Consider the following 26,790-nt stretch of genomic DNA (forward strand, 5'->3'; position numbering starts at 1 on the left):
TCCTGAAGGAACGTTGAAGACGACGACGTTGATAGGCTGGGTGTGTAAGCGTAGCGATACGTTGAGCTAACCAGTACTAATGATCCGTGAGGCTTAACCTTACAACACCGAAGGTGTTTTGAGAGACAAAAGATTTTCAGCTTAGTTCAGGATTAGATTGATGGTTATATGGAGATATAACGGTCAATAACAGAATTTGCCTGGCGGCCGTAGCGCGGTGGTCCCACCTGACCCCATGCCGAACTCAGAAGTGAAACGCCGTAGCGCCGATGGTAGTGTGGGGTCTCCCCATGCGAGAGTAGGGAACTGCCAGGCATCAAATCAGCATTAACCCCGACCGAAAGGCCGGGGTTTTTTGCTTTTTGTACCCTTCATATTTTTAGCTTTCTACGACAGAGTTATTCACTGAGTTCCTGTCTTCAATCCAGCGTAAGCATCTGCTCTTGGCTATCACTCTTAAATGAAACATTTTCACCTTTTCGCTTCTGACTCGACATTGAATCATAAACTCGGTATCGTCAGCTGTCTGGATGTCTAAACGTTTAAACGTATGCTTTGAGGATATAAGGTTATGCCGATTCGGGTGCAGGACGAGCTACCAGCCGTCAATTTCCTGCGTGAAGAAAACGTCTTTGTGATGACGACATCGCGCGCCAGCAATCAGGAAATACGTCCGTTAAAGGTACTGATCCTGAATCTGATGCCGAAGAAAATTGAGACGGAAAACCAGTTCCTGCGGCTGCTCTCCAACTCTCCACTGCAGGTGGATATCCAGCTGCTGCGTATCGACAGCCGTGAATCTCGCCATACGCCTGGCGAGCACCTCAATAACTTTTACTGTAATTTTGATGACATTAAACACGACAACTATGACGGATTGATCGTCACCGGCGCTCCGCTTGGGCTGGTTGAATTTAATGATGTGGCTTACTGGCCGCAGATCCAGCAGGTGCTGGAATGGGCCAAAGATCATGTTACCTCGACGCTGTTTGTCTGCTGGGCCGTCCAGGCCGCGCTGAATATTTTATACGGCATTCCAAAGCAAACTCGAGATGAAAAACTTTCTGGCGTCTACGAGCACAATGTTACTCAGCCTCATGCTTTACTGACGCGCGGCTTTGATGATTCATTCCTGGCGCCTCATTCTCGTTATGCCGACTTCCCTGCGCAGCTGATCCGGGATTACACCGATCTGGAGATCTTTGCCGAAACAGAACAGGGCGATGCCTACCTGTTTGGCAGCAGGGATAAGCGCATCGCGTTCGTAACCGGTCACCCGGAATATGATGCGCTGACGCTGTCCGGCGAGTACTTCCGCGATGTCGATGCGGGGCTTCAGCCAGAGGTGCCGTATAACTACTTCCCAGGAGACGATCCGGCGAAGAAACCTCACGCGACCTGGCGCAGCCATGGCAATCTGCTGTTCACTAACTGGCTGAACTACTACGTCTACCAGATTACGCCATTCGACCTTCGCCACATGAACCCGACGCTCGATTAAGCGTTTCAGCTTCCCATTCCAGGCGCCTTCGGCGCCTTTTTTCTATTCTGAAAATCACTTCCCGCCTTGATTAAACTTTAATCTCATAAATATCAATATGATAAATCAATTTAAAATCAAAAATGGAAATTGTTTTTGATTTTAAAAAATCATCAAGTAGTCTTAATTCTGTTGCATGAAAACTGCACAGCCGTGCGCGATTCACTTTTGGCCGTCTCGACGGGATAAGACGAAGGAGTAACCGAATGACACAACAGACAGTTAGCGAAGAGCTGGCCTTTAGCCAGCCGTTTGGCGAGCAAGAGAAGCAGATCCTCACCCCGGAAGCCGTAGAATTCCTCGGCGAGCTGGTGAGCCGCTTTACTCCACAGCGCAATAAGCTGCTGGCATCTCGCATTGCTGAACAGCAGGCCATCGACGGTGGAAAGCTTCCTGATTTCAATTCGGAAACAAATTCCATTCGTAAAAGTGATTGGCAGATTCGTGGTATTCCGCAGGATCTGCTCGACCGCAGGGTAGAAATTACCGGGCCGGTTGAGCGAAAAATGGTGATCAACGCGCTGAATGCTAACGTAAAAGTCTTTATGGCCGACTTCGAAGATTCCCTGGCGCCGAGCTGGAGCAAAGTCATTGACGGGCAGATCAACCTGCGCGACGCGATAAACGGCACCATCAGCTGGACAAACGAAGCGGGAAAAATCTATCAGCTGAAGCCAGACCCGGCGGTACTGGTTTGCCGCGTGCGCGGCCTGCATCTGCCTGAAAAACACGTGACCTGGCGCGGGGAAGCGATCCCTGGCAGCCTGTTCGACTTCGGGCTCTATTTCCTCCACAACGTGGATGCCCTTCTGGCTAAAGGCAGCGGCCCTTATTTCTATCTGCCCAAAACCCAGTCATGGCAGGAAGCGGCCTGGTGGAGCGAAGTATTCAGCTTCACGGAAGATCGCTTCGATCTGCCACGCGGCACCATTAAAGCGACTTTATTGATAGAAACGCTGCCAGCGGTATTCCAGATGGATGAGATCCTGCACGCCCTGAAAGATCACATCGTGGGCCTGAACTGTGGTCGCTGGGACTACATCTTCAGCTACATCAAAACCCTGAAAAACCACCCGGATCGCGTCCTGCCGGACAGGCAGTCCGTGACGATGGATAAACCTTTCCTGAACGCTTACTCGCGGCTGCTGATCAAGACCTGTCATCGTCGCGGTGCATTTGCAATGGGCGGCATGGCGGCCTTTATCCCGAGCAAAGACAGCGCTCGCAATGAATGGGTACTGAACAAAGTCAAAGCGGACAAAGAGATGGAGGCCAATAACGGCCATGATGGTACCTGGATTGCGCATCCGGGCCTGGCGGACACGGTTGTTGAGGTGTTTGGCAAAGCGCTGGGTGAACGCCAGAACCAGCTGGACATCAGCCGCAGCGAAGATGCCCCCATCACCGCGGCGCAGTTGCTTGAGCCTTGCCCTGGCGAGCGCACCGAAGAAGGTATGCGCGCCAACATCCGCGTTGCGGTGCAGTACATCGAGGCGTGGATCTCCGGCAACGGCTGCGTACCGATTTACGGGCTGATGGAGGATGCTGCGACCGCTGAAATTTCCCGTACTTCCATCTGGCAATGGATCCATCACCAAAAGACGCTAAGCAACGGCCAGACCGTGACGAAAGCGCTGTTCCGCCAGATGCTTGCCGAAGAGATGTTGGTGATTCAGGACGAGCTGGGCGACCAGCGTTTTAGCCAGGGACGCTTCGATGAAGCTGCGCGGCTGATGGAACAAATTACCACCTCAGAAGAGTTAATCGACTTCCTGACGCTGCCGGGCTACCGCCTGCTTGCCTGAACCTAACCCTATAAAAATGGAGCATCTGAAATGAAAACCTCTCGTAGCCAACAAATTCAACAAGTACAACAAGACTGGACACAGCCGCGTTGGGAAGGCATTAAGCGTACCTATAGCGCAGAAGACGTCGTGAAACTGCGCGGTTCGCTGACCCCGGAGTGTACTCTGGCGCAGCACGGAGCGGCTAAACTTTGGCGCCTGCTGCACGGCGAGTCGAAAAAAGGCTACGTAAACAGTCTGGGGGCGTTAACCGGCGGCCAGGCTTTACAGCAGGCGAAAGCGGGTATCGAAGCCATCTACCTCTCCGGCTGGCAGGTTGCGGCGGACGCTAACCTGGCGTCCAGCATGTACCCGGATCAGTCGCTCTACCCGGCGAACTCTGTCCCTGCGGTTGTCGATCGGATCAACAACAGCTTCCAGCGTGCGGATCAGATCCAGTGGGCATCTAATATTGAACCGGGCGATCCACGCCACATTGACTACTTCCTGCCTATCGTTGCCGATGCAGAAGCCGGTTTTGGCGGCGTGCTGAACGCCTTCGAACTGATGAAGTCGATGATTCAGGCGGGTGCCGCTGCGGTGCACTTTGAAGACCAGCTGGCATCCGTGAAGAAATGCGGCCACATGGGCGGCAAAGTCCTGGTCCCAACTCAGGAAGCTATCCAGAAGCTGACTGCCGCTCGTCTGGCGGCTGACGTGATGGGGGTTCCAACGCTGCTGATCGCTCGTACCGATGCTGACGCGGCAGATCTGATCACCTCCGACTGCGACGAGTACGACCGCGAATTCATCACCGGTGAGCGCACGCAGGAAGGTTTCTACCGTACACGCGCTGGCATTGAGCAGGCTATCAGTCGCGGCCTGGCCTACGCGCCTTATGCCGACCTGGTCTGGTGTGAAACCTCTAAACCCGACCTGGACCAGGCCCGCCGTTTCGCGGAAGCCATCCATGCGCGCTTCCCAGGCAAACTGCTGGCCTATAACTGTTCGCCGTCGTTTAACTGGAAGAAAAACCTCGATGACAAAACCATCGCGTCCTTCCAGCAAGAACTGTCGGACATGGGTTACAAATACCAGTTCATCACCCTGGCGGGGATCCACAGCATGTGGTTCAACATGTTCGATCTGGCGCACTCTTATGCGCAGGGGGAGGGCATGCGCCACTATGTTGAGAAGGTACAGCAGCCTGAATTTGCCGCCGCTTCTGAAGGCTACACCTTCGTTTCTCACCAGCAGGAAGTGGGCACCGGCTACTTTGACCGCGTAACCACCGTCATCCAGGGCGGCGCTTCTTCCGTCACGGCGCTGACAGGTTCGACGGAAGAAGAGCAGTTCTGAACAAACTTTATTTTCCCCCTCTCCTTTGGGAGAGGGCCGGGGTGAGGGGAGAAATAAATGTCACACAGGCTGGAGCTGTTAATTGCCCACACCATCCTGCAGGGGTTTGACGCGCAATACGGTCGATTTCTGGAGGTCACCGCGGGTGCCCAGCAGCGCTTTGAACAGGCCGACTGGCACGCCGTTCAACAGGCGATGAAAAGCCGCATCAACCTGTACGATCACCACGTAGGTCTCGTCGTAGAACAGCTTCGCTGCATTACCGGCGGGCAGAACACCGACGCGGCCTTTTTACTGCGCGTGAAAGAGCAATACACCCGGCTACTGCCGGATTACCCGCGTTTTGAAATTGCCGAAAGCTTTTTTAATTCTGTCTATTGTCGGCTCTTCGACCACCGCTCGCTTACTCCCGAGCGGCTTTTTATCTTCAGCTCCCAGGCAGGCAAACAGCTTCGGCCGCTGCCTCGCCCACTGGCAAAAACTTTTTTCCCGGAGCAAGGCTGGACGACGTTGCTCACGACCTTGCTCTCCGATCTCCCGCTGCGCCTGCCCTGGCAGGATATTGCGCGGGATGTGGGGTTTATCCTCGCCCATCTGCATGAAACCTTCGGCGCAGAAACATTGCGGACGGCCACGCTGGAAGTGGCTAATGAACTGTTTTACCGCAATAAAGCCGCCTGGCTGGTTGGCAAACTGGTTCTGCCGGGAGGAAAAATTCCCTTTTTATTGCCGATCCATCGCACCGATGATGGCCGGTTAATGGTAGACACCTGCCTGACCAGCTCCCCCGAAGCCAGTATCGTTTTCGGCTTTGCGCGTTCCTATTTCATGGTTTATGCCCCTTTCCCCGCCGCGCTCGTGGAGTGGCTACGCGAGATTCTACCGGGAAAAACTACCGCCGAACTGTACATGGCGATTGGCTGCCAGAAGCACGGCAAAACCGAAAGCTATCGCGAATATCTGACCTACATTCACAGCACGGCCGAGCAGTTTATTGAGGCACCCGGCATACGCGGCATGGTGATGCTGGTGTTCACGCTGCCGGGCTTCGATCGCGTGTTTAAAGTGATAAAAGACAAATTCGCGCCGCAAAAAGAAGTCACCGCCGAAAGGGTCCGTGCCTGCTACCAACTGGTAAAAGAGCACGACCGCGTGGGGCGCATGGCGGATACGCAGGAGTTCGAAAACTTCGTGCTGGATAAGCGGCAGATAAGTGCCGACCTCATGTCGCTGCTGCTTGAAGAAGTGCCTGAAAAACTGACCGATCTTGGCGACCGCATTGCCATCAGCCATCTCTACATTGAGCGGCGAATGGTGCCGCTTAACCTGTGGCTGGAGCAGGTAGAAGGCCAGCAGTTAAGGGATGCGGTGGAAGAGTACGGCAATGCCATTCGTCAACTGGCGGCAGCCAATATCTTCCCTGGCGACATGCTATTTAAAAACTTTGGCGTGACGCGTCACGGGCGGGTGGTGTTCTACGATTACGATGAAATTTGCTACATGACCGAGGTGAATTTCCGGGATATTCCGCCGCCGCGTTACCCGGAAGATGAACTCTCTTCGGAGCCGTGGTACAGCATCTCGCCCGGAGATGTTTTCCCGGAAGAGTTCCGGCACTATCTTTGTGCAGACAAACGCATTCGCCCGTTATTCGATGAAATGCATGCCGACCTGTTCCGCGCTGAATTTTGGCGCGCTTTGCAAACTCGCATCCGCGGTGGCTATGTCGAAGATGTTTATGCTTATCGCCGCCGCCAGCGCTTCAGCCAGCGGTTTGGGGAAGTGAAGCGAGCGGGCTAGCGCCCGCCGCCGTAAGCCAGAGTAATGTCCTTAGCGGCTTTGATCACCAGCGCACCCAGCTCCGTCACGCGGTCATCGGTGATGCGTGAAATCGGGCCAGAAATAGAGATCGCCGCGAATGCCTCATGGTGTTCATCGTAGATGCACGAAGCCACGCAGCGCAGCCCCAGGGCATGCTCTTCATCGTCAAATGAATAACCGCGCTTGCGGGTTTGCGCTAAATCTTCTTTTAAATGCAGCGGCGAAGTCAGCGTGGCTGGCGTGTAGCTGTGCAGACCTTTGCGGTGCAGCAGGCCCGTCAGTTCGTCGTCATTTAGCTGAGCCAGAAACGCCTTGCCCGCGCCGGATGCATGCATCGGCAGCTTGCCGCCAATAGGTGCTGACATACGCATCAGCTGCGTGCACTGAACCTGGTCGATAATAATTGCCTGGTGATCGCTCTTGTCGAGTACCGCGAGGTTGACGGTTTCACCGGAGGCTTCCATCAGTTTGCGCAGAATAGGGTGCACAATGGCCAGCAGATTGCGGCTTTGCAGGAAGCTGCTGCCGACGACAAATGCGTGCGCGCCAATCGTCCAGTGGCCAAGATCGCCCACCTGATGCACAAAGCCTAACTGCTGCATCGTGGTGAGCAGGCGATGGGTGGTGGAATTGGGCAAACCAGCCTGCTGGGCAAGCTCGGTGAGCGCCACGCTACCGTCAGATTCGGCAATCCACTCCAGCAGCTTAAGGCCGCGGGTCAGGGACTGCACTTGCCCGGTGGCAGCCGGAGCCGCAGCGGCGGCGGTGCGGGGTTTCTTACCTCGTTTAGCGGGGACTGTAGCAACCATACCGGACTCCTTTTTCGTATCGTGGAAATCATTTTCGTTTTATTTGGCGAATTTGCAACCGCTACTCAGACTGATCGGAGGAGTGATGCTGAACATCTCTCATGTTCCCGATATGCGGCTTTTACGACCCTATAGATTGTGCAAGTATGGGATGGCATATCCGTCAGGCAGGGAAAACAGGTGGGAGTAAGGCGTGAGCAACAACGTAGAGAAGCTGAAGCAACAACTGAGTGAGCGCATTCTGGTGCTGGACGGCGGTATGGGGACCATGATCCAAAGCTACCGCCTTGATGAGAGTGATTTCCGCGGCGAGCGTTTTGCCGACTGGCCGTGTGACCTTAAAGGCAACAATGACCTGCTGGTGCTCAGCAAACCGGAAATTATCGCCGCGATTCACTATGCCTACTTTGAAGCTGGCGCCGACATCGTCGAAACCAACACCTTTAACTCCACCACCATTGCAATGGCGGATTACCAAATGGAGTTGCTGTCGGCGGAAATTAACTACGAAGCCGCTAAGCTGGCGCGTTCCTGTGCCGACGAATGGACGGCCCGTACGCCGGAAAAACCGCGTTACGTCGCCGGTGTGCTTGGCCCGACCAACCGCACGGCATCAATTTCTCCAGACGTGAACGACCCGGCCTTCCGCAACATCACCTTTGATCAGCTGGTCGCCGCTTACCGTGAATCGACCAAAGCGCTGGTGGAGGGCGGGGCCGATCTGATCATGATCGAGACGGTCTTCGACACCCTGAATGCCAAAGCCGCCATCTTCGCCGTAAAGGCCGAGTTTGAAGCGCTTGGCGTTGATCTGCCGATCATGATTTCCGGCACCATTACCGATGCGTCAGGCCGTACGCTTTCCGGTCAGACGACGGAAGCTTTCTATAACTCCCTGCGCCACGCCGACGCGCTCTCTTTCGGACTTAACTGCGCGCTGGGGCCGGACGAACTGCGACAGTACGTGGCTGAACTGTCACGCATTGCTGAGTGCTACGTGACGGCTCACCCTAATGCTGGTCTGCCAAACGCTTTTGGTGAATACGACCTTGATGCGGACGTGATGGCGCAGCAGATCGGGGAATGGGCGCAGGCCGGATTCCTGAACATTGTCGGCGGCTGTTGCGGGACAACGCCTGCGCATATCGCCGCAATGAGCGCGGCGGTAGCAGGCGTTGCGCCGCGTAAACTCCCCGATCTGCCGGTTGCCTGTCGCCTCGCCGGGCTTGAGCCGCTGAATATCGGCGCGGATAGCCTGTTCGTTAACGTCGGGGAACGCACCAACGTTACCGGCTCGGCAAAGTTTAAGCGTCTGATCAAAGAAGAGAAATACAGCGAAGCGCTGGACGTGGCGCTGCAGCAGGTGGCCAGCGGCGCGCAGATCATCGACATCAACATGGACGAGGGAATGCTCGACGCCGAAGCGGCGATGGTGCGTTTCCTGAACCTGATTGCCGGTGAGCCGGATATCGCCCGGGTGCCCATCATGATCGACTCCTCGAAATGGGAGGTGATCGAGAAAGGGCTGAAGTGCATTCAGGGCAAAGGCATCGTTAACTCTATTTCCATGAAAGAAGGCACTGAGCCGTTTATCCATCATGCGAAGCTGGTACGCCGCTACGGCGCGGCGATGGTGGTGATGGCGTTCGATGAAATGGGCCAGGCCGATACGCGAGAGCGTAAAATCGAGATTTGCCGCCGGGCCTATAAAATTCTTACCGAAGAGGTGGGCTTCCCGCCTGAAGACATCATCTTTGACCCGAACATCTTCGCGGTGGCGACCGGCATCGAAGAACATAACAACTACGCCCAGGATTTTATCGGCGCCTGCGAAGATATTAAGCGCGAGCTGCCCCATGCGATGATCTCCGGCGGCGTGTCTAACGTCTCCTTCTCTTTCCGCGGCAACGAGCCGGTGCGCGAGGCCATCCACGCGGTATTCCTTTACTACGCAATTCGCAACGGCATGGACATGGGGATCGTCAACGCCGGGCAACTGGCGATATACGACGATCTTCCGGCTGAACTGCGGGATGCCGTCGAAGACGTCATTCTCAACCGCCGCGATGACAGCACCGAACGTCTGCTGGAGCTGGCCGAAAAATATCGCGGCAGCAAAAGCGATGACGGCGCCAATGCTCAACTGGCGGAGTGGCGTAGCTGGGACGTAGTGAAACGTCTCGAGTATTCGCTGGTGAAAGGCATCACCGAGTTTATCGAAGCGGATACCGAAGAGGCCCGCCAGCAGTCGACTCGCCCAATAGAAGTGATTGAAGGCCCGCTGATGGCGGGAATGAACGTGGTGGGGGATTTGTTCGGCGAAGGGAAAATGTTCCTGCCGCAGGTGGTGAAATCGGCTCGCGTGATGAAGCAGGCGGTGGCTTACCTTGAGCCGTACATCGAAGCCAGCAAAGAGCAGGGCAGCAGCAACGGTAAAATCGTGCTGGCGACCGTCAAAGGCGACGTCCATGACATCGGCAAGAACATCGTCGGCGTAGTGCTGCAATGTAACAACTACGAGATTATCGATCTTGGCGTGATGGTGCCCGGCGAGAAAATTTTGAAAACCGCCCGTGAAGTGGGGGCCGATATCATTGGCCTGTCCGGGCTTATCACCCCGTCGCTGGACGAAATGGTCAACGTGGCCAAAGAGATGGAGCGGCAGGGCTTTACGCTGCCGCTGCTGATCGGCGGGGCAACTACGTCAAAAGCCCACACGGCGGTGAAAATAGAGCAGAACTACAGCGGGCCAACCGTCTACGTGCAGAACGCCTCGCGCACCGTCGGCGTGGTTTCTGCTCTGCTTTCAGAAACCCAGCGCGATGAATTTGTCGCCCGCACCCGCAAAGAATACGAAGTTGTTCGTACGCAGCACGCGCGTAAAAAACCGCGCACGCCGCCGGTTACGCTGGAAGTCGCGCGGGATAACGATCTGCCTTTCGACTGGGAAAACTACACGCCTCCGGTTCCGCACCGGCTGGGCGTGCAGGAAGTGACCGCCAGCATTGAAACGCTGAGGAACTACATCGACTGGACGCCGTTCTTCATGACCTGGTCGCTGGCCGGAAAATATCCGCGCATTCTGGAAGATGAGGTTGTTGGCGAGGAGGCAAAACGGCTGTTTAAAGACGCTAACGACATGCTGGATATGCTCCACCGGACGAAAACAATGACGCCGCGCGGCGTGGTCGGCCTGTTCCCGGCGAATCGCGTGGGGGACGACGTGGAGATTTATGCCGATGAAACACGCTCTCAGGTGAAAGGCTTCAGCCGCCATCTGCGCCAGCAAACGGAAAAGAACGGCTTCCCGAACTACTGCATTGCCGATTTTGTGGCGCCTAAACACAGCGGTAAAGCCGACTACATCGGTGCTTTTGCGGTCACCGGCGGTATTGAAGAAGACGCGCTGGCGGGTGCCTACGATGCGCAGCACGATGATTACAACAAAATCATGGTGAAAGCGGTTGCCGACCGCCTGGCCGAAGCTTTTGCTGAATATCTGCACGAGCGCGTGCGTAAAGTTTACTGGGGCTACGCGGCCACGGAAAACCTCAGCAACGAGGAACTGATTCGCGAGAATTACCAAGGCATTCGCCCGGCACCGGGCTACCCGGCCTGCCCGGAGCACACGGAAAAAGCGGCCATCTGGGCGCTGCTGGACGTCGAAAACGTGATTGGCATGAAGCTCACCGAGTCTTACGCCATGTGGCCCGGTGCGTCAGTTTCCGGCTGGTACTTCAGCCACCCGGACAGCAAGTACTTCGCCGTCGCGCAAATTCAGCGCGACCAGGTCGAAGATTACGCCCGACGCAAAGGCATGCCGGTCAGCGAGGTCGAACGCTGGCTTGCGCCGAACCTCGGGTACGACGCCGACTGACTCACAAACCTGTTATCTTTCCTTACAACTTACAAGGCGCTCTGGGGGCGCCTTGTCTCTTTATTGAAGTTAAACCCTTATACTGAAGGATGGTGGCTATTTTTGCTTCGGGAACCCTAAAAACGATAAGGAGAACAAGAATCCGTGCTGACGTTGTTACACCTGCTGTCCGCCGTTTCGCTGCTGGTCTGGGGTACGCACATTGTGCGCACCGGTATCATGCGCGTTTACGGCGCCAACCTGCGCAGTGTGCTTAGCCACAGCGTAGAAAAGAAACCGCTCGCCTTCTGCGCCGGGATAGGCGTGACCGCGCTGGTGCAGAGCAGTAATGCCACCACCATGCTGGTGACCTCGTTCGTTGCCCAGGATTTGGTGGCGCTCGCCCCTGCGCTGGTGATTGTGCTGGGAGCTGATGTCGGTACAGCGCTAATGGCGCGTATCCTGACCTTCGATCTTTCGTGGCTTTCGCCGCTGCTGATTTTCATCGGCGTAATCTTCTTCCTCAGCCGCAAGCAGACTCGCGCCGGGCAGCTTGGCCGCGTGGGGATTGGCCTGGGTCTTATTCTGCTGGCGCTCGAGCTGATTGTGGGAGCCGTTACGCCGATTACCCAGGCGAACGGCGTCCAGGTGATCTTCGCTTCCCTGACCGGCGACATCATGCTCGACGCGCTGATTGGCGCGATGTTTGCCATTATCAGCTATTCGAGCCTGGCTGCCGTCCTGTTGACGGCCACGCTGACCTCCACCGGCGTGATCTCGTTTGATGTGGCGCTGTGTCTGGTTATCGGGGCTAACCTCGGCTCCGGCCTGCTGGCAATGATCAATAACAGCGCTGCGAATGCTGCCGCCCGTCGTGTGGCGTTGGGCAGCCTGCTGTTCAAGCTGGTGGGCAGCCTGCTGGTGCTGCCGTTTGTGCATGTCCTGGCCCGGCTGATGCATCACCTGCCGTTGCCGGAGTCTGAACTGGTTATCTACTTCCACGTGTTCTACAACCTGATTCGTTGCCTGGTGATGGTGCCGTTTGCCGAGCCAATGGCACGCTTTTGCCGCCGGGTGATCAGCGAAGCGCCGGAAGTCGACGCCCGAATGAAGCCGAAGCACCTCGATCCTACGGCGCTGGATACTCCCGCGCTGGGGTTATCTAACGCCGCGCGGGAAACCCTGAGAATGGGCGACGTGCTGGAGCAGATGCTGGAAACCTGGAGCAAGGTGATGCACGGCGAGCCGCGCCAGGAAAAAGAGCTGCGCAAGCTAGCTGACGACGTGGACGTGCTGTATACCGCCATCAAACTTTACCTTGCGCAGATGCCGAAGGAAGATCTGGCGGAAATGGAGTCGCGCCGCTGGGCGGAAATCATCGAAATGTCGCTGAACCTGGAGCAGGCGGCGGACATCATCGAACGTATGGGCAGCGAGGTGGCGGATAAATCTCTCGCCGCGCGCCGGGCCTTCTCGCCGGACGGCCTGACCGAGCTGGATAACCTGCTCCAGCAGTTGATCAGCAACCTGCAACTGAGCCTGTCGGTGTTCTTCTCGAGCGACCTGGGCAGTGCCCGCCGGCTGCGCCGGAACAAACACCGCTTCCGCATCATGAACCGCCGCTACTCCCATGCCCACGTTGATCGCCTGCACCAGCAGAACGTGCAGAGCATCGAGACCAGCTCGCTGCACCTCGGGCTGCTGGGGGACATGAAGCGCCTGAACTCGTTGTTCTGTTCCGTTGCCTACAGCGTGCTGGACCAACCGGACGATGACGACGAGCGGGATGAATATTGATCGTCAACCCGGCATCGCTCTATAATTGAATAATGTATGCGCATTACAATGGGGGTTAATATGCGCGTTGAAAGTACAGCCGCTAAAAAATCGGTGAATGTCACGCTAGCGCCGGAGATTCTGGATGAGGCCCGTAAGCTGAAACTAAATATCTCGGCGGTACTGACCGAGGCATTAATCGAGAAATTTCGCGAAAACGCTCGGGCTGAGTGGCTCAAGGATAATCAGGAAAAGATTGCCGCGCTTAATGAGTTTGTTGAGGAGCACGGCTCGTTCAGTGATTTTCAGAGGAGCTTCTGATGGAACAGTTTCACGCCTACGAAAATACTGGCGCAGGGAAGAAAACGTATCCTTATCTCATCAATATGCAGCACCCCATTGCTGATGCCTTAAAGCATGTCCTGGTCATTCCCGTTATTGAACGCGAATTACTGGGTGCCATGCCCCCAGAAAAAATCTGCCCCATCGTGACGATTGAGGGGCAGCCTTGCGTGGCGATGACTCACATGATGGCAGGTATTCCGCTTAAAGAACTCGGTGCTTCAGTCGCGGATTTGACGCATTACAGAGATGAGCTGTGTGGCGCCGTTGATTTTATGATTCAGGTTTACTAACAAGCCCATTTTGCGGTTCGCAACGCCCTGCGGGTAAGGTATAGTCCTGGGTTTTCGGAGGAGCCATGCTGACTAATTCATCTATTCGTCTTAACAAATACATCAGCGAGAGCGGGATCTGCTCACGCCGTGACGCCGATCGCTACATCGAACAGGGCAACGTTTTTATTAACGGCAAACGCGCCAAAATTGGCGATCAGGTTTTTGCCGGCGACAGCGTGAAGGTGAATGGTCAGCTCATCGAACCCCGCAACGAAGAAGACCTGGTGCTCATTGCGCTGAATAAGCCGGTGGGAATTGTAAGCACCACGGAAGACGGCGAGAAAGACAACATCGTGGACTATGTGAACCACAGCAAGCGCGTGTTCCCCATTGGCCGCCTGGACAAAGATTCTCAGGGGCTGATTTTCCTCACCAACCACGGCGACCTGGTGAACAAAATTCTGCGTGCCGGGAACGACCATGAGAAAGAGTACGTGGTCACGGTGAACAAGCCGGTTACCGACGAGTTTATTCGTGGTATGGGGGCAGGCGTGCCGATTCTGGGCACCGTCACCAAGAAATGCAAAGTTAAAAAAGAAGCGCCGTTTGCGTTTCGCATCACCCTGGTTCAGGGGCTGAACCGCCAGATTCGCCGCATGTGTGAACACTTTGGCTATGAAGTGACGAAGTTGGAACGTACGCGCATCATGAACGTTAATCTCACTGGGATCCCGCTTGGGGAATGGCGCGACCTGACGGATGATGAACTGATTGAGCTGTTTAAGCTGATTGAGGATTCGTCCTCTGAGGCGAAGCCGGCTAAAAAAGCGAAGCCAAAAGCGGCCAGCCCGGCGGCGAAAAAACCGTTGGTAAGTGGCCCGAAAAGCTCAGCCAAAACGCCCGCTGAGCTTGCCTCGCGTAAACGCTTTGCTTCTCCAGGCCGGAAGAAAAAGGGCCGTTAAACTAGCGTTTGCCTCGCGTATGGTTGTTGGCTGACCATGAATAAGTCGTCGTCGTATCCGGCTTTAAGGCATTTTGTTTCTTCAGCTGGCGAGCTTTCTTAGCCGCCAGCGCTCGTTCCGCCATCAGCTTGTCGATGTACTCTTTTTTTACCTGATTAGTCTCTGAGTTGGTCAACGTACGACCGTGGGCAATGCGGGCGCGATCCAGCAGCGTTTTTAGCTCACGCTGTTCGCTTTCCGTCATGTCTTGCTGTGTCAGTCTGGCTGTAGCCATCGTTGCAATCTCCCAGGAAAGGACTCTCAGTGTAAAACAAACCCACCGCGCCGACGAGACAAAAAAGCCTGCATCAGCAGGCTTTTAGCGATTATTTTTTGCCGTCTGGCTTCGGCGTTATCGCTTTGCCGGACCAATACCCGGCCAGCAGAGAGCCGGACAGATTGTGCCAGACGGAGAACAGCGCGCCAGGCAGCGCTGCGAGCGGCGAGAAGTAAATTTTACCCAACGTGGCCGCAAGACCGGAGTTCTGCATTCCCACTTCGATGGCCAGCGTCCGACAGGTGGATTCATCAAAGCCAAACAGGCGTCCGCCCCAGTAACCGCCGAGCAGGCCAATGGTGTTATGCAGAATCACCGCGACAATCACCACCAGGCCAACGGAAGCGATGTGTGACGCCGAGCCTGCCACAACTGCGCTAATGATGGCGAGAATACAAAGCATAGAAAACGCAGGCAGCCAGGGCTCCACGCGCTTCACCAGGCGTGGGAACAGATGATGCACAATCAGGCCAAGGCCAATCGGGATGATGACGATTTGCAGAATACTGACCAGCATGTTCATCACATCGACTTTAATGTCGGCGTCGACATAGAGACGGGTGAGCAGCGGCGTGGCAAATACGCCGACCAGTGTAGAAACAGAAGATATTGTTACGGAGAGCGCAACATCACCTTTGGCCAAGTAAATCATGACGTTGGACGCCGTGCCGCTGGCTACGCTGCCGACCAGCACCATCCCGGCTGATAGGTCGGGCGGCATATGGAACAACATTGCCAGCAGCCACGCCGCCAGCGGCATCACCAGGTAATGCAGAAAAATGCCTGCAGCTACCGGGGCCGGGCGCGACATCACGCGTTTAAAGTCTTCAAGCCGCAGGTGGACGCCCATGCCAAACATAATGAGCATCAGCAGCGTGCTGACCCACGGGCCAATCGGGATAAAGGTTGAGGGGGTATAATACGCAGCGACGGAGAGCAGCAGCGCCCAAAGCGGGAACAGCCGGGTTAGGGTGGCGATCATAGCGATGTCCTTGCAGAGTTTGTGTTGTTTTATGGTTATAAAAAAAGCCGGGTGCGAGCCCGGCTTTCTGTATTCATGGCATGGATTGAACGGTTATTCAAACAGGTTGCGGTGCAGTTTCTGCACGACCTGCTCTGCATCGTCGCCAGGCACCAGGAAGCACAGGTTGTAGCTGGAAGCGCCGTAGCAAATCATGCGGATGTTGAACGGGTCGAGCACGCCGAACACTTCTTTGCCTACGCCACAGGCCTGGGACAGTTTATTGCCTATGATGGCCACCAGCGCCAGGTTCTCTTCGACTTCCACACGGCACAGCGATGAAAGCTCGGTGAGCAGCGCGGTGGTCAGCAGGCTGTCGCCAGTGGAGGTAGAGCCGGTGGTGTCCATGGTCAACGCCACGCTCACTTCGGAGGTGGTGATCAGATCCACGGAAATATTATGGCGAGCCAGAATGCTGAACACTTCCGCCAGGAAACCACGGGAATGGAGCATATGCAGGCTGTGCAGCGTCAGCAGCGTTTGCTTGCGACGTACCGCAAGGGCGCGGAAGAGCGGTGGATTTTCCGTTTTTTTGCATACCAAAGTTCCGCCAGCAGCAGGATCTTTGCTGGAGCCAACGAACACCGGAATGTCGCAGCGCACGGCGGGCAGCAGCGTGGCCGGGTGCAGGACTTTCGCGCCAAAGGTCGCCATTTCAGCGGCTTCTTCAAAGGCGATGCGGTCAATGCGTTTTGCCGCAGGTACCATACGCGGATCGGTGGTGTAGATGCCCGGCACGTCGGTCCAGATATCTACGCGCGCGGCATTTAACGCTTCACCAAGCAGCGCGGCGGTATAGTCGCTGCCGCCGCGGCCAAGCGTGGTCGTTCGGCCTTTTTCTTCGCTCCCAATAAAGCCCTGAGTGATCACCAGGGATTCCGCGAGGCGCGGCAGCATCTGCTGGCTTGCCAGTTCCGCCAGCGCGGCGATATCCGGTTCGGCACGGCCGAAGCGGTCGTTGGTGCGCATGACTTTACGAATGTCGAACCACTGCGCTTCCACCTGACGTTCACGCAGGATTTCCACAAATAGCAGAGTGGACATTAGTTCGCCGTGGCTGACCAGTTCATCGGTCAGCGCGGTGGAGGTCGCCAGAGAGGCGGCTTCCGCAAGGGTCGTGATGTTTTCAAGCAGGCGGTCGATTTCTTCGCGAATAACGTCCGGATTCGCCAGACGCTCAACGATGTTGTACTGGATTTTGCGGATGGCATCGAGCTTGACGAAGCGCTCGGTCGCTTCGAGGCCTTCAGCCAGAGCAACCAGCAGGTTAGTCACGCCAGCGGAGGCGGAAAGCACCACCACGCGGACGTGGCTATCGGCCAGCACCACATCGGCGCTGCGGTTCATCGCGTCGAAATCGGCGACGCTGGTCCCACCAAATTTGGCGACTACGGTTTGAGACATAACTACCTCGTGTCAGGGGCCATTAACTGGCAAAAAAGTATTCAGCCTTGGCACAAGGGAAGAGCGGTAAACGGGTGGGCGCAGAGCAGGAGAACTACGATATCACCCAGAAGTGCTCCACCTTGTCTATCCAGCTTTGGAGCCGGATATGAAACGCTCGACTGCGAACGTTTCTGGTGACAACCCAGAGGATTCAGCCCCTGCAGCCGACAATAAGCGTGACCAGCCGCTTCATCATCTCGGCGTTGCTCCCCCTCACGTATCGTCCTTGTTACTGGTTTCTCGGATACGATTTTCTGGGCAACGCGCCTCTTCTGGCCTGCGCACGCGCAGGTAGCGCCTAATAAATAAAGCTTCGGCGAAGGCATGTCAACTGCGGGGTTATGCGGATTTTTCATGTTAAATCGGTAATCAGGAATTTAACTTATAAGAGGGTATTTTTGCCGCTTTTTAGGGGGTTACGGGAAACCCTCGGTTAATGGCATAAAATCAATCACAATTTTTGCCTGCAGGCGCTACAATCGACCGAAGTCACAATTCTCAAATCAGAAGAGTATTGCTATGAAAAACATCAACCCGAAGCAGACCTCTGCCTGGCAGGCACTCCAGAAACATTACGATGAGATGAAAGACGTTACGCTTTCCGACCTGTTCGCGAAAGATAACGACCGCTTCAGCAAGTTCTCCGCAACTTTCGATGACCTGATGCTGGTGGACTTCTCCAAAAACCGCATCACCACCGAAACCCTCGAAAAACTGCAGGCGCTGGCGAAAGAAACCGATCTGCAGAGCGCGATCAAATCCATGTTCGCCGGCGAGAAAATCAACCGCACCGAAGACCGCGCCGTGCTGCACGTTGCGCTGCGTAACCGCAGCAACACGCCTATCGTGGTCGATGGCAAAGACGTAATGCCGGAAGTGAACGCGGTGCTTGAGAAGATGAAAGCCTTCTCTGAAAGTATCATCAGCGGAAACTGGAAAGGCTACACCGGTAAAGCCATCACCGACGTGGTTAACATCGGTATCGGCGGCTCTGACCTCGGCCCATTCATGGTTACCGAAGCGCTGCGTCCATACAAAAATCACCTCAACATGCACTTTGTGTCCAACGTTGACGGTACCCACATTGCCGAAGTGCTGAAGAAAGTTAACCCGGAAACCACGCTGTTCCTGGTGGCCTCTAAAACCTTCACCACTCAGGAAACGATGACTAACGCCCACAGCGCGCGTGACTGGTTCCTGCGTGCCGCTGGCGATGAAAAGCACGTGGCAAAACACTTCGCTGCGCTGTCCACCAACGGGAAAGCCGTCGGTGAGTTTGGTATCGACACCGCAAACATGTTCGAATTCTGGGACTGGGTTGGCGGCCGCTACTCTCTGTGGTCCGCGATTGGCCTGTCCATCATTCTGTCCGTGGGCTTCGACAACTTTGTTGAGCTGCTGTCCGGGGCGCACGCGATGGACAAACACTTCTCCACCACGCCTGCCGAGCAAAACCTGCCGGTTATGCTGGCGCTGATCGGCATCTGGTACAACAATTTCTTCGGTGCTGAAACTGAAGCGATTCTGCCATACGACCAGTACATGCATCGCTTTGCCGCCTACTTCCAGCAGGGCAACATGGAGTCCAACGGTAAGTACGTTGACCGCAACGGCAACGCCGTGGACTACCAGACTGGCCCAATTATCTGGGGTGAGCCGGGTACCAACGGGCAGCACGCGTTCTACCAGCTGATCCACCAGGGGACCAAAATGGTGCCTTGCGACTTCATCGCACCGGCTATCAGCCATAACGCGCTGTCGGATCACCATCCAAAACTGCTGTCTAACTTCTTCGCACAGACCGAAGCGCTGGCGTTCGGGAAATCCCGTGAAGTGGTTGAGCAGGAATACCGTGACCAGGGTAAAGATCCGGCCACGCTGGACCACGTTGTGCCGTTCAAAGTGTTCGAAGGCAACCGCCCAACCAACTCCATCCTGCTGCGCGAAATTACCCCGTTCAGCCTGGGCGCGCTGATTGCACTTTACGAACACAAAATCTTCACCCAGGGCGCGATCCTGAACATCTTCACCTTCGACCAGTGGGGCGTGGAGCTGGGCAAACAGCTGGCTAACCGCATCCTGCCAGAGCTGGGTGACGACAAACAAATCGCCAGCCACGACAGCTCAACCAACGGCCTGATTAACCGCTATAAAGCATGGCGTGATTAATTAAACCGCGTGATGAAAATATGCCAGCCTCGTGCTGGCATATTTTTTATAAGAGTTATCCCCTTGTCGTCATAATTCTCGATATTGCCACCCTGAGGTTAATCCTAAAAATGATTTTCCCGCCGCTTTGTCAGGGCTTTAATTTAAGATTATATTGAATTGATATTTCCAATGCCTCTTGGTAAATAATTGTTTTTATTTGAATAACTTTCATTTAAATATAACTCAAGTCTTGATTTTTACTCTTTTTCTTAAAGTTCATCCCTTATTTTCTGCAGGCTAATTCATCACATTGTGTTGTGTATACTCGATCGCGCCTGAAACCTTTTCAGGTAAATCTCCATTCATTCAATGAAGGGAAATTGTAATGAGAAAAACCCTTTATGGCGCTATAGCCATATTTACGCTGGCTGCCGCCGGCGCGGCGAATGCTGACCCTGTAGCTGTGGGTGATGCGGCCGGCGCGCAGGCGACGTCTGTGTCTGCAGGCAGTTCTGCTGCAACCAGCGCCAGCACTGTTGGGTCTGCGGTTGGTGTGGCATTAGCCGCAACCGGTGGCGGCGACGGTTCAAACACCGGAACCACCACAACCACGACGACCAGCACCACCACCCGTTAACGTCTGGGTGTTTTTAACCATAACCACACTTCGGTGTGGTTATTTTAAATCGGGGAATCACCGTGCAGCGACTCGCAATACTCTTTGTCTGTCTGTTACTCCAGGCGTGCTCAGCGACCACCAGAGGGCTTGGCACCTCGCTTTGGAACAGTATTGCCGGAGGTGGGGGCGTGCAGCTTACCGACGATGAAATTGCCGAGATGCGCTACGCGAGCCAGTACATGAGCATCAACAACGGCCCGCAGCTGTTTGTGGTGCTGGCCTATAACGAAGACGGCCAGCAGAAGTGGGTGACGCAGGACAGATCGGTCATCGTCACGCAGAACGGCCGCATTGTGAAAACCTCCGGGCTGGGCGACAACCTGACGGAAGTGACCAACCTGTCCCGTGACCCGCTGGCGAACGTGAAACAGATTAAGGATGGCGCGAGCTGGACCCGGCAGATGGCCTGGACTGAACGCCAGCAGGTTCGCTACGCCACCGCAACGTCCACCTTTGAATTTGACGGCATCGACACGGTGAAGCTTGGCAGTAGCGTGACCAAAGTACGCGTCCTGGAAGAAGAGGTAACCGCGCTCGGGAAAAGCTGGACGAACCGCTATTGGGTGGACGATGAAGGCCAAATCCGCAAATCAAAACAGTACCTTGGCCCCGGCTACTGGCCCATTACCACGCTTCTTGTGAAGGCGGCAAAACAATGAAAAAACTCCCCTTTACGTTTATGGCTCTGCTTTTTGCCAGCGCCTTTACCCACGCAGAAAGTACCGTGACGGTCTATACCCAACCGCAAACGCAGCCGCGGGTGATTAAAGATGCTGCACGGCTGGCGGATTTGGTGACTAACCCTGCGTTAAGCCGCACCTGGTGGCCTGCGGCGGTGATTAGCACCCGGCAGGCAAGCGCCGCAGAAGAGCAAAAACACCAGCAGCTTCTGGCGCGCCTGGCTGAAGTGGCGGCGGACGAAGGCGGAGACGACGGGGCGGCAATCAACGGACTGCGCCAGCAGCTCAGCGCTATGCATGTGACCGGGCGGCAGTTTGTCAATCTGGACCCCGACTGGGTTCGCCTTCGCCCACAATCAAACGTGCCGCTTCAGGGGGAATACAGCCTTTGGGCCGGCCCGCAGCCCACAACCATCACCCTGGTGGGATTAGTCAGTTCGCCCGGCGTGAAACCTTTTACCCCCGGACGCAGCGTGGATGACTATCTGGACGACGTCAGCCTGTTGAGCGGGGCCGAAAGAAGTTATGCCTGGGTGATTTACCCGGACGGCAAAATCGAAAAAGCGCCAGTTGCTTACTGGAATAAACGCCATAGAGAACCGTCGCCAGGTAGCCTTATCTTTGTGGGATTCTCTGACCGCCTTTTCAGCGCCACCTTTGATGAGCTGAACCAGCAGATTCTTAATACCCTGACCCATCGGATACCGGATTAATGAAAAAACGTTACCTGTATAGCCTGATTGCGCTGGCGGTGACTTCCGCCTGCCGCGCCGAAACGTATCCGGCTCCCGTTGGCCCTTCGCAGGCAGACTTTGGCGGCGCGGGTCTGCTGCAAACGCCGACGGCGCGCATGGCGCCTGAGGGCGAATTTAATCTCAACTACCGCGACAACGATCAGTACCGCTTCTACTCCGCCTCCATGCAGCTTTTCCCCTGGATGGAGGCCACGCTGCGCTACACCGACGTGCGCACACGTCACTACAGTAGCGTGAAGGCTTTCTCGGGTGACCAGACCTATAAAGACAAAGCGTTTGACGTGAAATTCCGCCTGTGGGAAGAGGGCTACTGGCTGCCTCAGGTCTCTGCCGGTATTCGTGACCTGGGCGGCACCGGGCTGTTTGACGGTGAATATGTGGTGGCGAGCAAATCCTGGGGGCCGTTCGACTTCAGCCTTGGCATGGGCTGGGGGTATTTAGGCACCAGCGGCAACATCAAAAACCCGCTCTGTGAATACAGCGACAAATACTGCCACCGGGATAACAGCTACCAAATGGCGGGCTCCTTCAACTTTAGCGGCATGTTCCACGGCCCGACGTCGCTGTTTGGCGGCGTAGAGTACCAGACGCCGTGGCAGCCACTCAGGCTGAAGGTTGAATATGAGGGCAACAACTACAGCCATGAGTTTGCGGGGAAAATAGACCAGCGCAGCAGCGTTAACGTCGGCGCTATCTACCGGGTGACCGACTGGGCCGACGTGAACATGAGCTACGAGCGCGGCAACACCTTTATGTTTGGCGTGACGTTCCGCACCAATTTCAATGACCTCAAGCCGGGGTACAACGATTCCCGTCGTCCTGAGTATCAGCCGCACCCGCAGGACGAAATTCTGCAGCACAACGTGGTGGCCAATCAGCTGACCGACCTGAAATACAACGCCGGGCTGATCAACCCGAACATTCAGGTCAAAGGGGATACGCTCTACGTCACGGGCGAGCAGGTGAAATATCGCAATTCCCGCGAAGGCATCGAACGCGCCAACCGCATCGTGATGAATGACCTGCCGGATAATATTCGCACCATCCGCATTACCGAAAGCCGGATTAATATGCCGCAGGTTACCACTGAAACGGACGTGGCCAGCCTGCGTCGGCACCTTGAGGGGGAACCGCTGGGGCAGGAAACGACGCTGGTACAAAAACGCGTTGAGCCGGTGGTGCCAGAAAGCACCGAACAGGGATACTACATCGAGAAGTCGCGCTTTAATTATTCAATTGATCCGATTCTCAACCAGTCTATCGGTGGCCCGGAAAGCTTCTATATGTACCAGGTCGGGGTGATGGGGAACGTCGATTACTGGCTGACGGATCACCTGTTAACCAGCGGCAGCCTGTTTGCCAACGTCGCCAATAACTACGACAAATTTAACTACACCAATCCGCCAATGGATTCTACGCTGCCGCGCGTGCGTACCCACGTTCGCGAATATGTAGAAAACGATGTGTACATCAACAACCTGCAGGCCAACTACTTCCAGTACTTTGGGCATGGGATTTACGGCCAGGTTTATGCGGGCTATCTGGAAACCATGTACGGCGGGGCGGGGGCCGAGCTGCTTTACCGTCCGGTGGACAGCAACTGGGCGATCGGCGTCAACGGCAACTACGTCAAACAGCGTGACTGGCGCAGTTCGCAGGACATGATGAAATTTACCGACTACAGCGCGAAGACCGGGCATATCACCGGCTACTGGACGCCGCCGTTTGCTCAGGATGTGCTGGTTAAGCTCAGTATCGGCCAGTATCTGGCGCAGGATAAAGGCGGCACGCTGGAGATTTCCAAACACTTTGACAGCGGGATCGTGGTGGGCACCTACGCCACCATCACCAACGTGTCGAAGAAAGAGTACGGCGAGGGGGACTTCACCAAAGGTTTCTACATCAATGTGCCGCTGGAAATCTTCTCGGCTTACCCAACCCGCAGCCGGGCGCAGGTGACCTGGACACCGCTGACGCGTGACGGCGGGCAGATGCTGGGCCGTAAGTTTGACCTGTATGGGGTGACCAGCGACCGCAGCGAAAATTTCCGCTAACGAAGGTAAGTAAATAAACTAGATCAAGATCACATTTTAGACGTATAACAGCCTCTCAAGACCACAATAAAAATGAGAGGCCGTTATGCCTGCGACACCGCGTTTTTCCTGGATTTCTACCGTCATGCAGACGGTGCTTAATCTGGGGCTGTTAGCCCTTGGGCTGATTTTGATTATCTTCCTCGGCAAAGAGACCATTCACCTGGCCACCGTATTGTTTGCGCCGGGAGATGACGCCAGCTCGTATCTGTTTATCGAGGGGCTGGTGGTTTACTTCCTCTATTTCGAGTTTATCGCGCTGATTGTGAAGTATTTTCAGTCGGGCTATCACTTCCCGCTGCGCTACTTTATCTACATCGGCATTACCGCAGTTGTGCGCCTGATTATCATTGACCACAGTTCGCCGCTGGACGTGCTAATCTACTCGGCCGCGATTCTGGTGTTGGTGATTACGCTTTGGTTGTGTAACAGCCAGCGCCTGAAGCGGGAATAAAAAAAGGGCGGCCCTTGGGCCGCCTGAATAAAGTGCTAAGGTCAAAGTGAGGGTTGCAGTGGTATGGCATAAAGATGAAGCAAATGACTTCAGGGATAAACGTTAACCTTTCACCCCGCCAGCGGTCAGGCCGCTCACCAGCCAGCGCTGGGCCAGCAGGAACACAACGGTAATCGGTATCGCGGAGAGCACCGCCGCGGCGGCAAAATCGCCCCACAGGTAGTTCTGCGGGTTAAGGTATTGCTGCATCCCCACGGCCAGCGTGTAGCTGTCCACGTCGCGCAGCAGCAGCGAAGCCACCGGCACCTCGGTAATCGCGGCAATAAACGACAGAATAAAGACCACGGCCAGAATCGGTACCGACAGCGGCAGCAGCACCAGACGGAATGCCTGCCACGGCGTCGCGCCATCCAGCGCGGCAGCCTCTTCCAGCGAGCCATCAATCGTTTCGAAATAGCCCTTAATCGTCCAGACGTGTAGCGCTATCCCGCCTAAATACGCAAAGATCACCCCACCGTGCGTGTTCAGACCAATAAACGGAATGTACTGGCCCAGGCGATCAAACAGGGCATACAGCGCCACCAGAGACAGCACCGCCGGGAACATCTGGAAAATCAGCATCCCTTTCAGCAGCGTGGCTTTGCCGGGGAAACGCATACGGGCAAAAGCGTAGGCGCAGGTTGTAGAAAGGGTAACGATACCTATCGCCGTGATCCCGGCAATTTTTATCGAGTTCCACAGCCAGAGCAGCACCGGGAACGGTGGCGGCGTGACGCGACCGTCCGCGTGCTCAACGCTAAAGCCAAGCGCCAGCTTCCAGTGTTCCCATGAAACCTGGTCCGGGATCAGGCTCCCGGTGGCAAAGTTACCCGGACGCAGCGAGATGGCGATGACCATCAGCAGCGGGAACATGATTGCCGCGATAAACAGCAGCAGCAGAAAGTGCGTGAGAAACAGACGCAGCTTTTGAGATTTGGGTTGCACCATGGCCATCGTCGGTCTCCTTAATCAAACTTCATGCGGGTGGCTTTCAGGTTCACAATCGCAAGGCCGCCCACCAGCAGGAAGATAAGCGTTGCGATAGCTGCAGCCAGGCCAAAGTCCTGACCGCCGCCGCCTTCAAAGGCGATGCGGTAGGTGTAGCTCACCAGCAGGTCGGTATATCCCGCTGGCGTGGTCGTCCCGAGTCTGTCCGGGCCGCCGTTGGTCAGCAGCTGAATCAGAACAAAGTTGTTAAAGTTAAAGGCGAAGCTGGCAATCATCAGCGGCGTGAGCGGCTTAATCAGCAGCGGGAGCGTTATTTTAAAGAAGTTCTGGAACGGGCCCGCGCCGTCCATTGCCGACGCCTCATAAAGATCGTCAGGAATCGCTTTCAGCAGCCCCATGCACAGAATCATCATGTAGGGATAACCCAGCCAGGTATTGACGATGATGATCATTGAGCGAGCGGTGGTTGGGTCGCTGAACCAGGCGGGCTTAATGCCGAACAGTGCGCTCAGCATCATATTGATTTCGCCAAAGCTTTGGTTGAATAAGCCTTTGAAAATCAAAATGGAAATAAACGAAGGCACGGCGTAGGGCAGAATTAACAACAGGCGATAAGCCGCCTTGCCTTTGAGCGCTTCCCACTGCACTACGCAGGCCAGCACCATCCCCACCGCGACGGTAAGAATCACCGTCAGCACCGAGAAAATCACCGTCCAGACGAAGATAGCCAGGAACGGTTTTTGGATCCCGTCATCGTGGAAAACGCGCAGGAAGTTTTTCCAGCCGATAGTGACCGTATAGCCCGGGCTTAGCTGTTCTCCGGCCCAGCTGCCGTCGGCGTTTACCGACTCGTAAAAACCAATATGGTCGTTCGGGGCGTATTTTACGCTGGTCTGGTTATTGGTCAGCTCGCCGTTTTCCGTCAAAGTGTAGAGCGGGCGTGTGCCGGAAAACTGGCGAAGCGAGCTCATCACCACCTTACTTTCATCCGGCAACACAGCGGTTATTTGGCTCAGCGCCTGGCGGTTTTGGGTGATCACGCGCAGGTTGCCGCGCTCGCCGGTTGGCAACGCATCGGCTTCTTTCAGCTGGATTTTTTGTTCACCACCAAAGGTAAACTTGTCCGAGACATAGTTTTTCCCGCTTTCCCCGTCGGTGAGCGCTAACGTCCATTCATTGCCGTCTGGGTAAAGGCCAAAGTTGAACGTTTTGCCTGCCTGGTACTGGCGGTCCATCAGCACCTGCTGCGCGCGTTCAAACGTCAGCTGGTTGGTGCTGCTGTAGTTGGTAAAAGCGATAGCGATAGTGCAGATCAGCGGGAAGAGGACGAACAGCCCCATGCCGGCCATGCCGGGATAAACGTAGCGCCAGGCGTATGCCTTACGGTTAGCAAAAATATAGAGGCCAAGTGAGCTTAAAATCAGCGTCATTATGGCGAACAGGTACTCCCCCTGGGCGTACATTAAAACCACAAGATAGCCAACCAGCAGGCCTAATGCCCCGATGAGTGACCATTTCAGTCCCTCGCTTTGCCACCAGCGGCTCTTTTTAACTGCATCCATGGGGTGTTCCTCTACAGCGTGTTATTTCCCCTCACCCTAACCCTCTCCCCAAGGGGGAGAGGGGACAGAAAGGGCCTGTTTTCTCACTCTAGCGGGGGAGCGGGCTCAATCCGAATTCCGTC

At 55.4% G+C, this 26,790-nt stretch carries 21 protein-coding genes, 2 rRNA genes and 1 riboswitch; of the genes, 17 read left to right on the forward strand and 6 right to left on the reverse strand.

Going from position 1 to position 26,790, the window contains the following annotated elements:
* From WFK85_RS18045 to aceK, 6 genes are all read left to right on the forward strand, one after another.
* Positions 1-101: ribosomal RNA gene (locus WFK85_RS18045) — 23S ribosomal RNA — on the forward strand; the annotation flags it as partial.
* A gap of 98 nt (positions 102-199) precedes the next feature.
* Positions 200-315: ribosomal RNA gene (gene rrf / locus WFK85_RS18050) — 5S ribosomal RNA — on the forward strand.
* 256 nt (positions 316-571) lie between these two features.
* Positions 572-1,501 (forward strand): homoserine O-acetyltransferase MetA, encoded by a 930-nt coding sequence (gene metA / locus WFK85_RS18055; RefSeq protein WP_008455894.1) that lies wholly within the window; start codon positions 572-574, stop codon positions 1,499-1,501.
* 245 nt (positions 1,502-1,746) lie between these two features.
* Positions 1,747-3,345: a malate synthase A gene (gene aceB / locus WFK85_RS18060; protein ID WP_336709062.1), complete on the forward strand. Its 1,599-nt coding sequence runs from the start codon at positions 1,747-1,749 to the stop codon at positions 3,343-3,345.
* Between the two features lie 30 nt (positions 3,346-3,375).
* Positions 3,376-4,683, forward strand: a complete 1,308-nt coding sequence (aceA, locus tag WFK85_RS18065) for an isocitrate lyase (protein ID WP_008455888.1) — start codon at positions 3,376-3,378, stop codon at positions 4,681-4,683.
* A gap of 57 nt (positions 4,684-4,740) precedes the next feature.
* On the forward strand, positions 4,741-6,483 hold the full coding sequence (aceK, locus tag WFK85_RS18070; RefSeq protein ID WP_008455886.1) for a bifunctional isocitrate dehydrogenase kinase/phosphatase: 1,743 nt from the start codon (positions 4,741-4,743) through the stop codon (positions 6,481-6,483).
* On the opposite strand, the gene iclR is transcribed toward aceK, so the two are convergent.
* Complete coding sequence (iclR, locus tag WFK85_RS18075) at positions 6,480-7,313, reverse strand: glyoxylate bypass operon transcriptional repressor IclR (RefSeq protein ID WP_008455884.1); 834 nt, start codon at positions 7,311-7,313, stop codon at positions 6,480-6,482. The two genes, aceK and iclR, sit on opposite strands and share 4 nt — an antisense overlap.
* Positions 7,314-7,506: 193 nt before the next feature.
* Here iclR and metH point away from each other — a divergent pair, with 193 nt between their 5' ends.
* The 5 genes from metH (at position 7,507) to rluF (ending at position 14,524) form a co-directional block, all read left to right on the forward strand.
* Positions 7,507-11,190 carry a methionine synthase gene (gene metH / locus WFK85_RS18080; RefSeq protein ID WP_336709061.1) on the forward strand — a complete coding sequence of 1,228 codons (3,684 nt, stop codon included), beginning with the start codon at positions 7,507-7,509 and terminating at the stop codon, positions 11,188-11,190.
* Between the two features lie 144 nt (positions 11,191-11,334).
* Positions 11,335-12,966, forward strand: coding sequence for a Na/Pi cotransporter family protein (locus WFK85_RS18085; RefSeq protein ID WP_008455880.1), 1,632 nt, complete (start codon positions 11,335-11,337; stop codon positions 12,964-12,966).
* A 36-nt stretch (positions 12,967-13,002) separates the two neighbouring features.
* Positions 13,003-13,266 carry a type II toxin-antitoxin system CcdA family antitoxin gene (locus tag WFK85_RS18090; RefSeq protein ID WP_166993028.1) on the forward strand — a complete coding sequence of 88 codons (264 nt, stop codon included), beginning with the start codon at positions 13,003-13,005 and terminating at the stop codon, positions 13,264-13,266.
* Positions 13,266-13,580 (forward strand): CcdB family protein, encoded by a 315-nt coding sequence (locus WFK85_RS18095; RefSeq protein WP_166993031.1) that lies wholly within the window; start codon positions 13,266-13,268, stop codon positions 13,578-13,580. Before WFK85_RS18090 ends, WFK85_RS18095 begins: the two co-directional genes overlap by 1 nt.
* 65 nt (positions 13,581-13,645) lie before the next feature.
* Positions 13,646-14,524 carry a 23S rRNA pseudouridine(2604) synthase RluF gene (rluF, locus tag WFK85_RS18100; protein ID WP_008455873.1) on the forward strand — a complete coding sequence of 293 codons (879 nt, stop codon included), beginning with the start codon at positions 13,646-13,648 and terminating at the stop codon, positions 14,522-14,524.
* 1 nt (position 14,525) lies between these two features.
* Here rluF and WFK85_RS18105 read toward each other — a convergent pair whose 3' ends face one another.
* From WFK85_RS18105 to lysC, 3 genes are all read right to left on the reverse strand, one after another.
* Positions 14,526-14,798, reverse strand: a complete 273-nt coding sequence (locus tag WFK85_RS18105) for a DUF3811 domain-containing protein (RefSeq protein ID WP_008455871.1) — start codon at positions 14,796-14,798, stop codon at positions 14,526-14,528.
* A gap of 91 nt (positions 14,799-14,889) precedes the next feature.
* Positions 14,890-15,822 (reverse strand): ketopantoate/pantoate/pantothenate transporter PanS, encoded by a 933-nt coding sequence (gene panS, locus WFK85_RS18110; RefSeq protein ID WP_336709060.1) that lies wholly within the window; start codon positions 15,820-15,822, stop codon positions 14,890-14,892.
* Positions 15,823-15,915: 93 nt separating this feature from the next.
* Complete coding sequence (lysC, locus tag WFK85_RS18115) at positions 15,916-17,265, reverse strand: lysine-sensitive aspartokinase 3 (protein ID WP_008455866.1); 1,350 nt, start codon at positions 17,263-17,265, stop codon at positions 15,916-15,918.
* A 102-nt stretch (positions 17,266-17,367) separates the two neighbouring features.
* Positions 17,368-17,587: riboswitch (Lysine riboswitch) on the reverse strand.
* Between the two features lie 239 nt (positions 17,588-17,826).
* Here lysC and pgi point away from each other — a divergent pair.
* The 6 genes from pgi (at position 17,827) to psiE (ending at position 24,119) form a co-directional block, all read left to right on the forward strand.
* On the forward strand, positions 17,827-19,476 hold the full coding sequence (gene pgi / locus WFK85_RS18120) for a glucose-6-phosphate isomerase (RefSeq protein ID WP_336709059.1): 1,650 nt from the start codon (positions 17,827-17,829) through the stop codon (positions 19,474-19,476).
* A 367-nt stretch (positions 19,477-19,843) separates the two neighbouring features.
* Complete coding sequence (yjbE, locus tag WFK85_RS18125; RefSeq protein ID WP_336709058.1) at positions 19,844-20,095, forward strand: exopolysaccharide production protein YjbE; 252 nt, start codon at positions 19,844-19,846, stop codon at positions 20,093-20,095.
* Between the two features lie 62 nt (positions 20,096-20,157).
* The gene (locus tag WFK85_RS18130; protein ID WP_336709057.1) at positions 20,158-20,796 is read left to right on the forward strand and encodes a YjbF family lipoprotein; all 639 of its coding nucleotides are present in this window, start codon (positions 20,158-20,160) and stop codon (positions 20,794-20,796) included.
* Positions 20,793-21,530, forward strand: a complete 738-nt coding sequence (locus WFK85_RS18135; protein ID WP_166993044.1) for a capsule biosynthesis GfcC D2 domain-containing protein — start codon at positions 20,793-20,795, stop codon at positions 21,528-21,530. Before WFK85_RS18130 ends, WFK85_RS18135 begins: the two co-directional genes overlap by 4 nt.
* Positions 21,530-23,626 (forward strand): YjbH domain-containing protein, encoded by a 2,097-nt coding sequence (locus WFK85_RS18140; protein ID WP_336709056.1) that lies wholly within the window; start codon positions 21,530-21,532, stop codon positions 23,624-23,626. The genes WFK85_RS18135 and WFK85_RS18140 overlap by 1 nt, the downstream gene beginning before the upstream one ends.
* Before the next feature lie 85 nt (positions 23,627-23,711).
* Positions 23,712-24,119, forward strand: a complete 408-nt coding sequence (gene psiE, locus WFK85_RS18145; RefSeq protein ID WP_008455857.1) for a phosphate-starvation-inducible protein PsiE — start codon at positions 23,712-23,714, stop codon at positions 24,117-24,119.
* A 102-nt stretch (positions 24,120-24,221) separates the two neighbouring features.
* Here the strand turns inward: psiE and malG are convergent, their stop codons facing one another.
* Entirely contained in the window at positions 24,222-25,112 is an 891-nt protein-coding gene (gene malG, locus WFK85_RS18150; RefSeq protein ID WP_008455854.1) for a maltose ABC transporter permease MalG, read from the reverse strand.
* Positions 25,113-25,123: 11 nt separating this feature from the next.
* Positions 25,124-26,668: a maltose ABC transporter permease MalF gene (gene malF, locus WFK85_RS18155; protein WP_336709055.1), complete on the reverse strand. Its 1,545-nt coding sequence runs from the start codon at positions 26,666-26,668 to the stop codon at positions 25,124-25,126.
* Positions 26,669-26,790: the final 122 nt, after the last annotated feature.

This window comes from Cedecea sp. VD22 (genome assembly GCF_037150195.1).
Classification (GTDB): Bacteria; Pseudomonadota; Gammaproteobacteria; order Enterobacterales; family Enterobacteriaceae; genus Cedecea.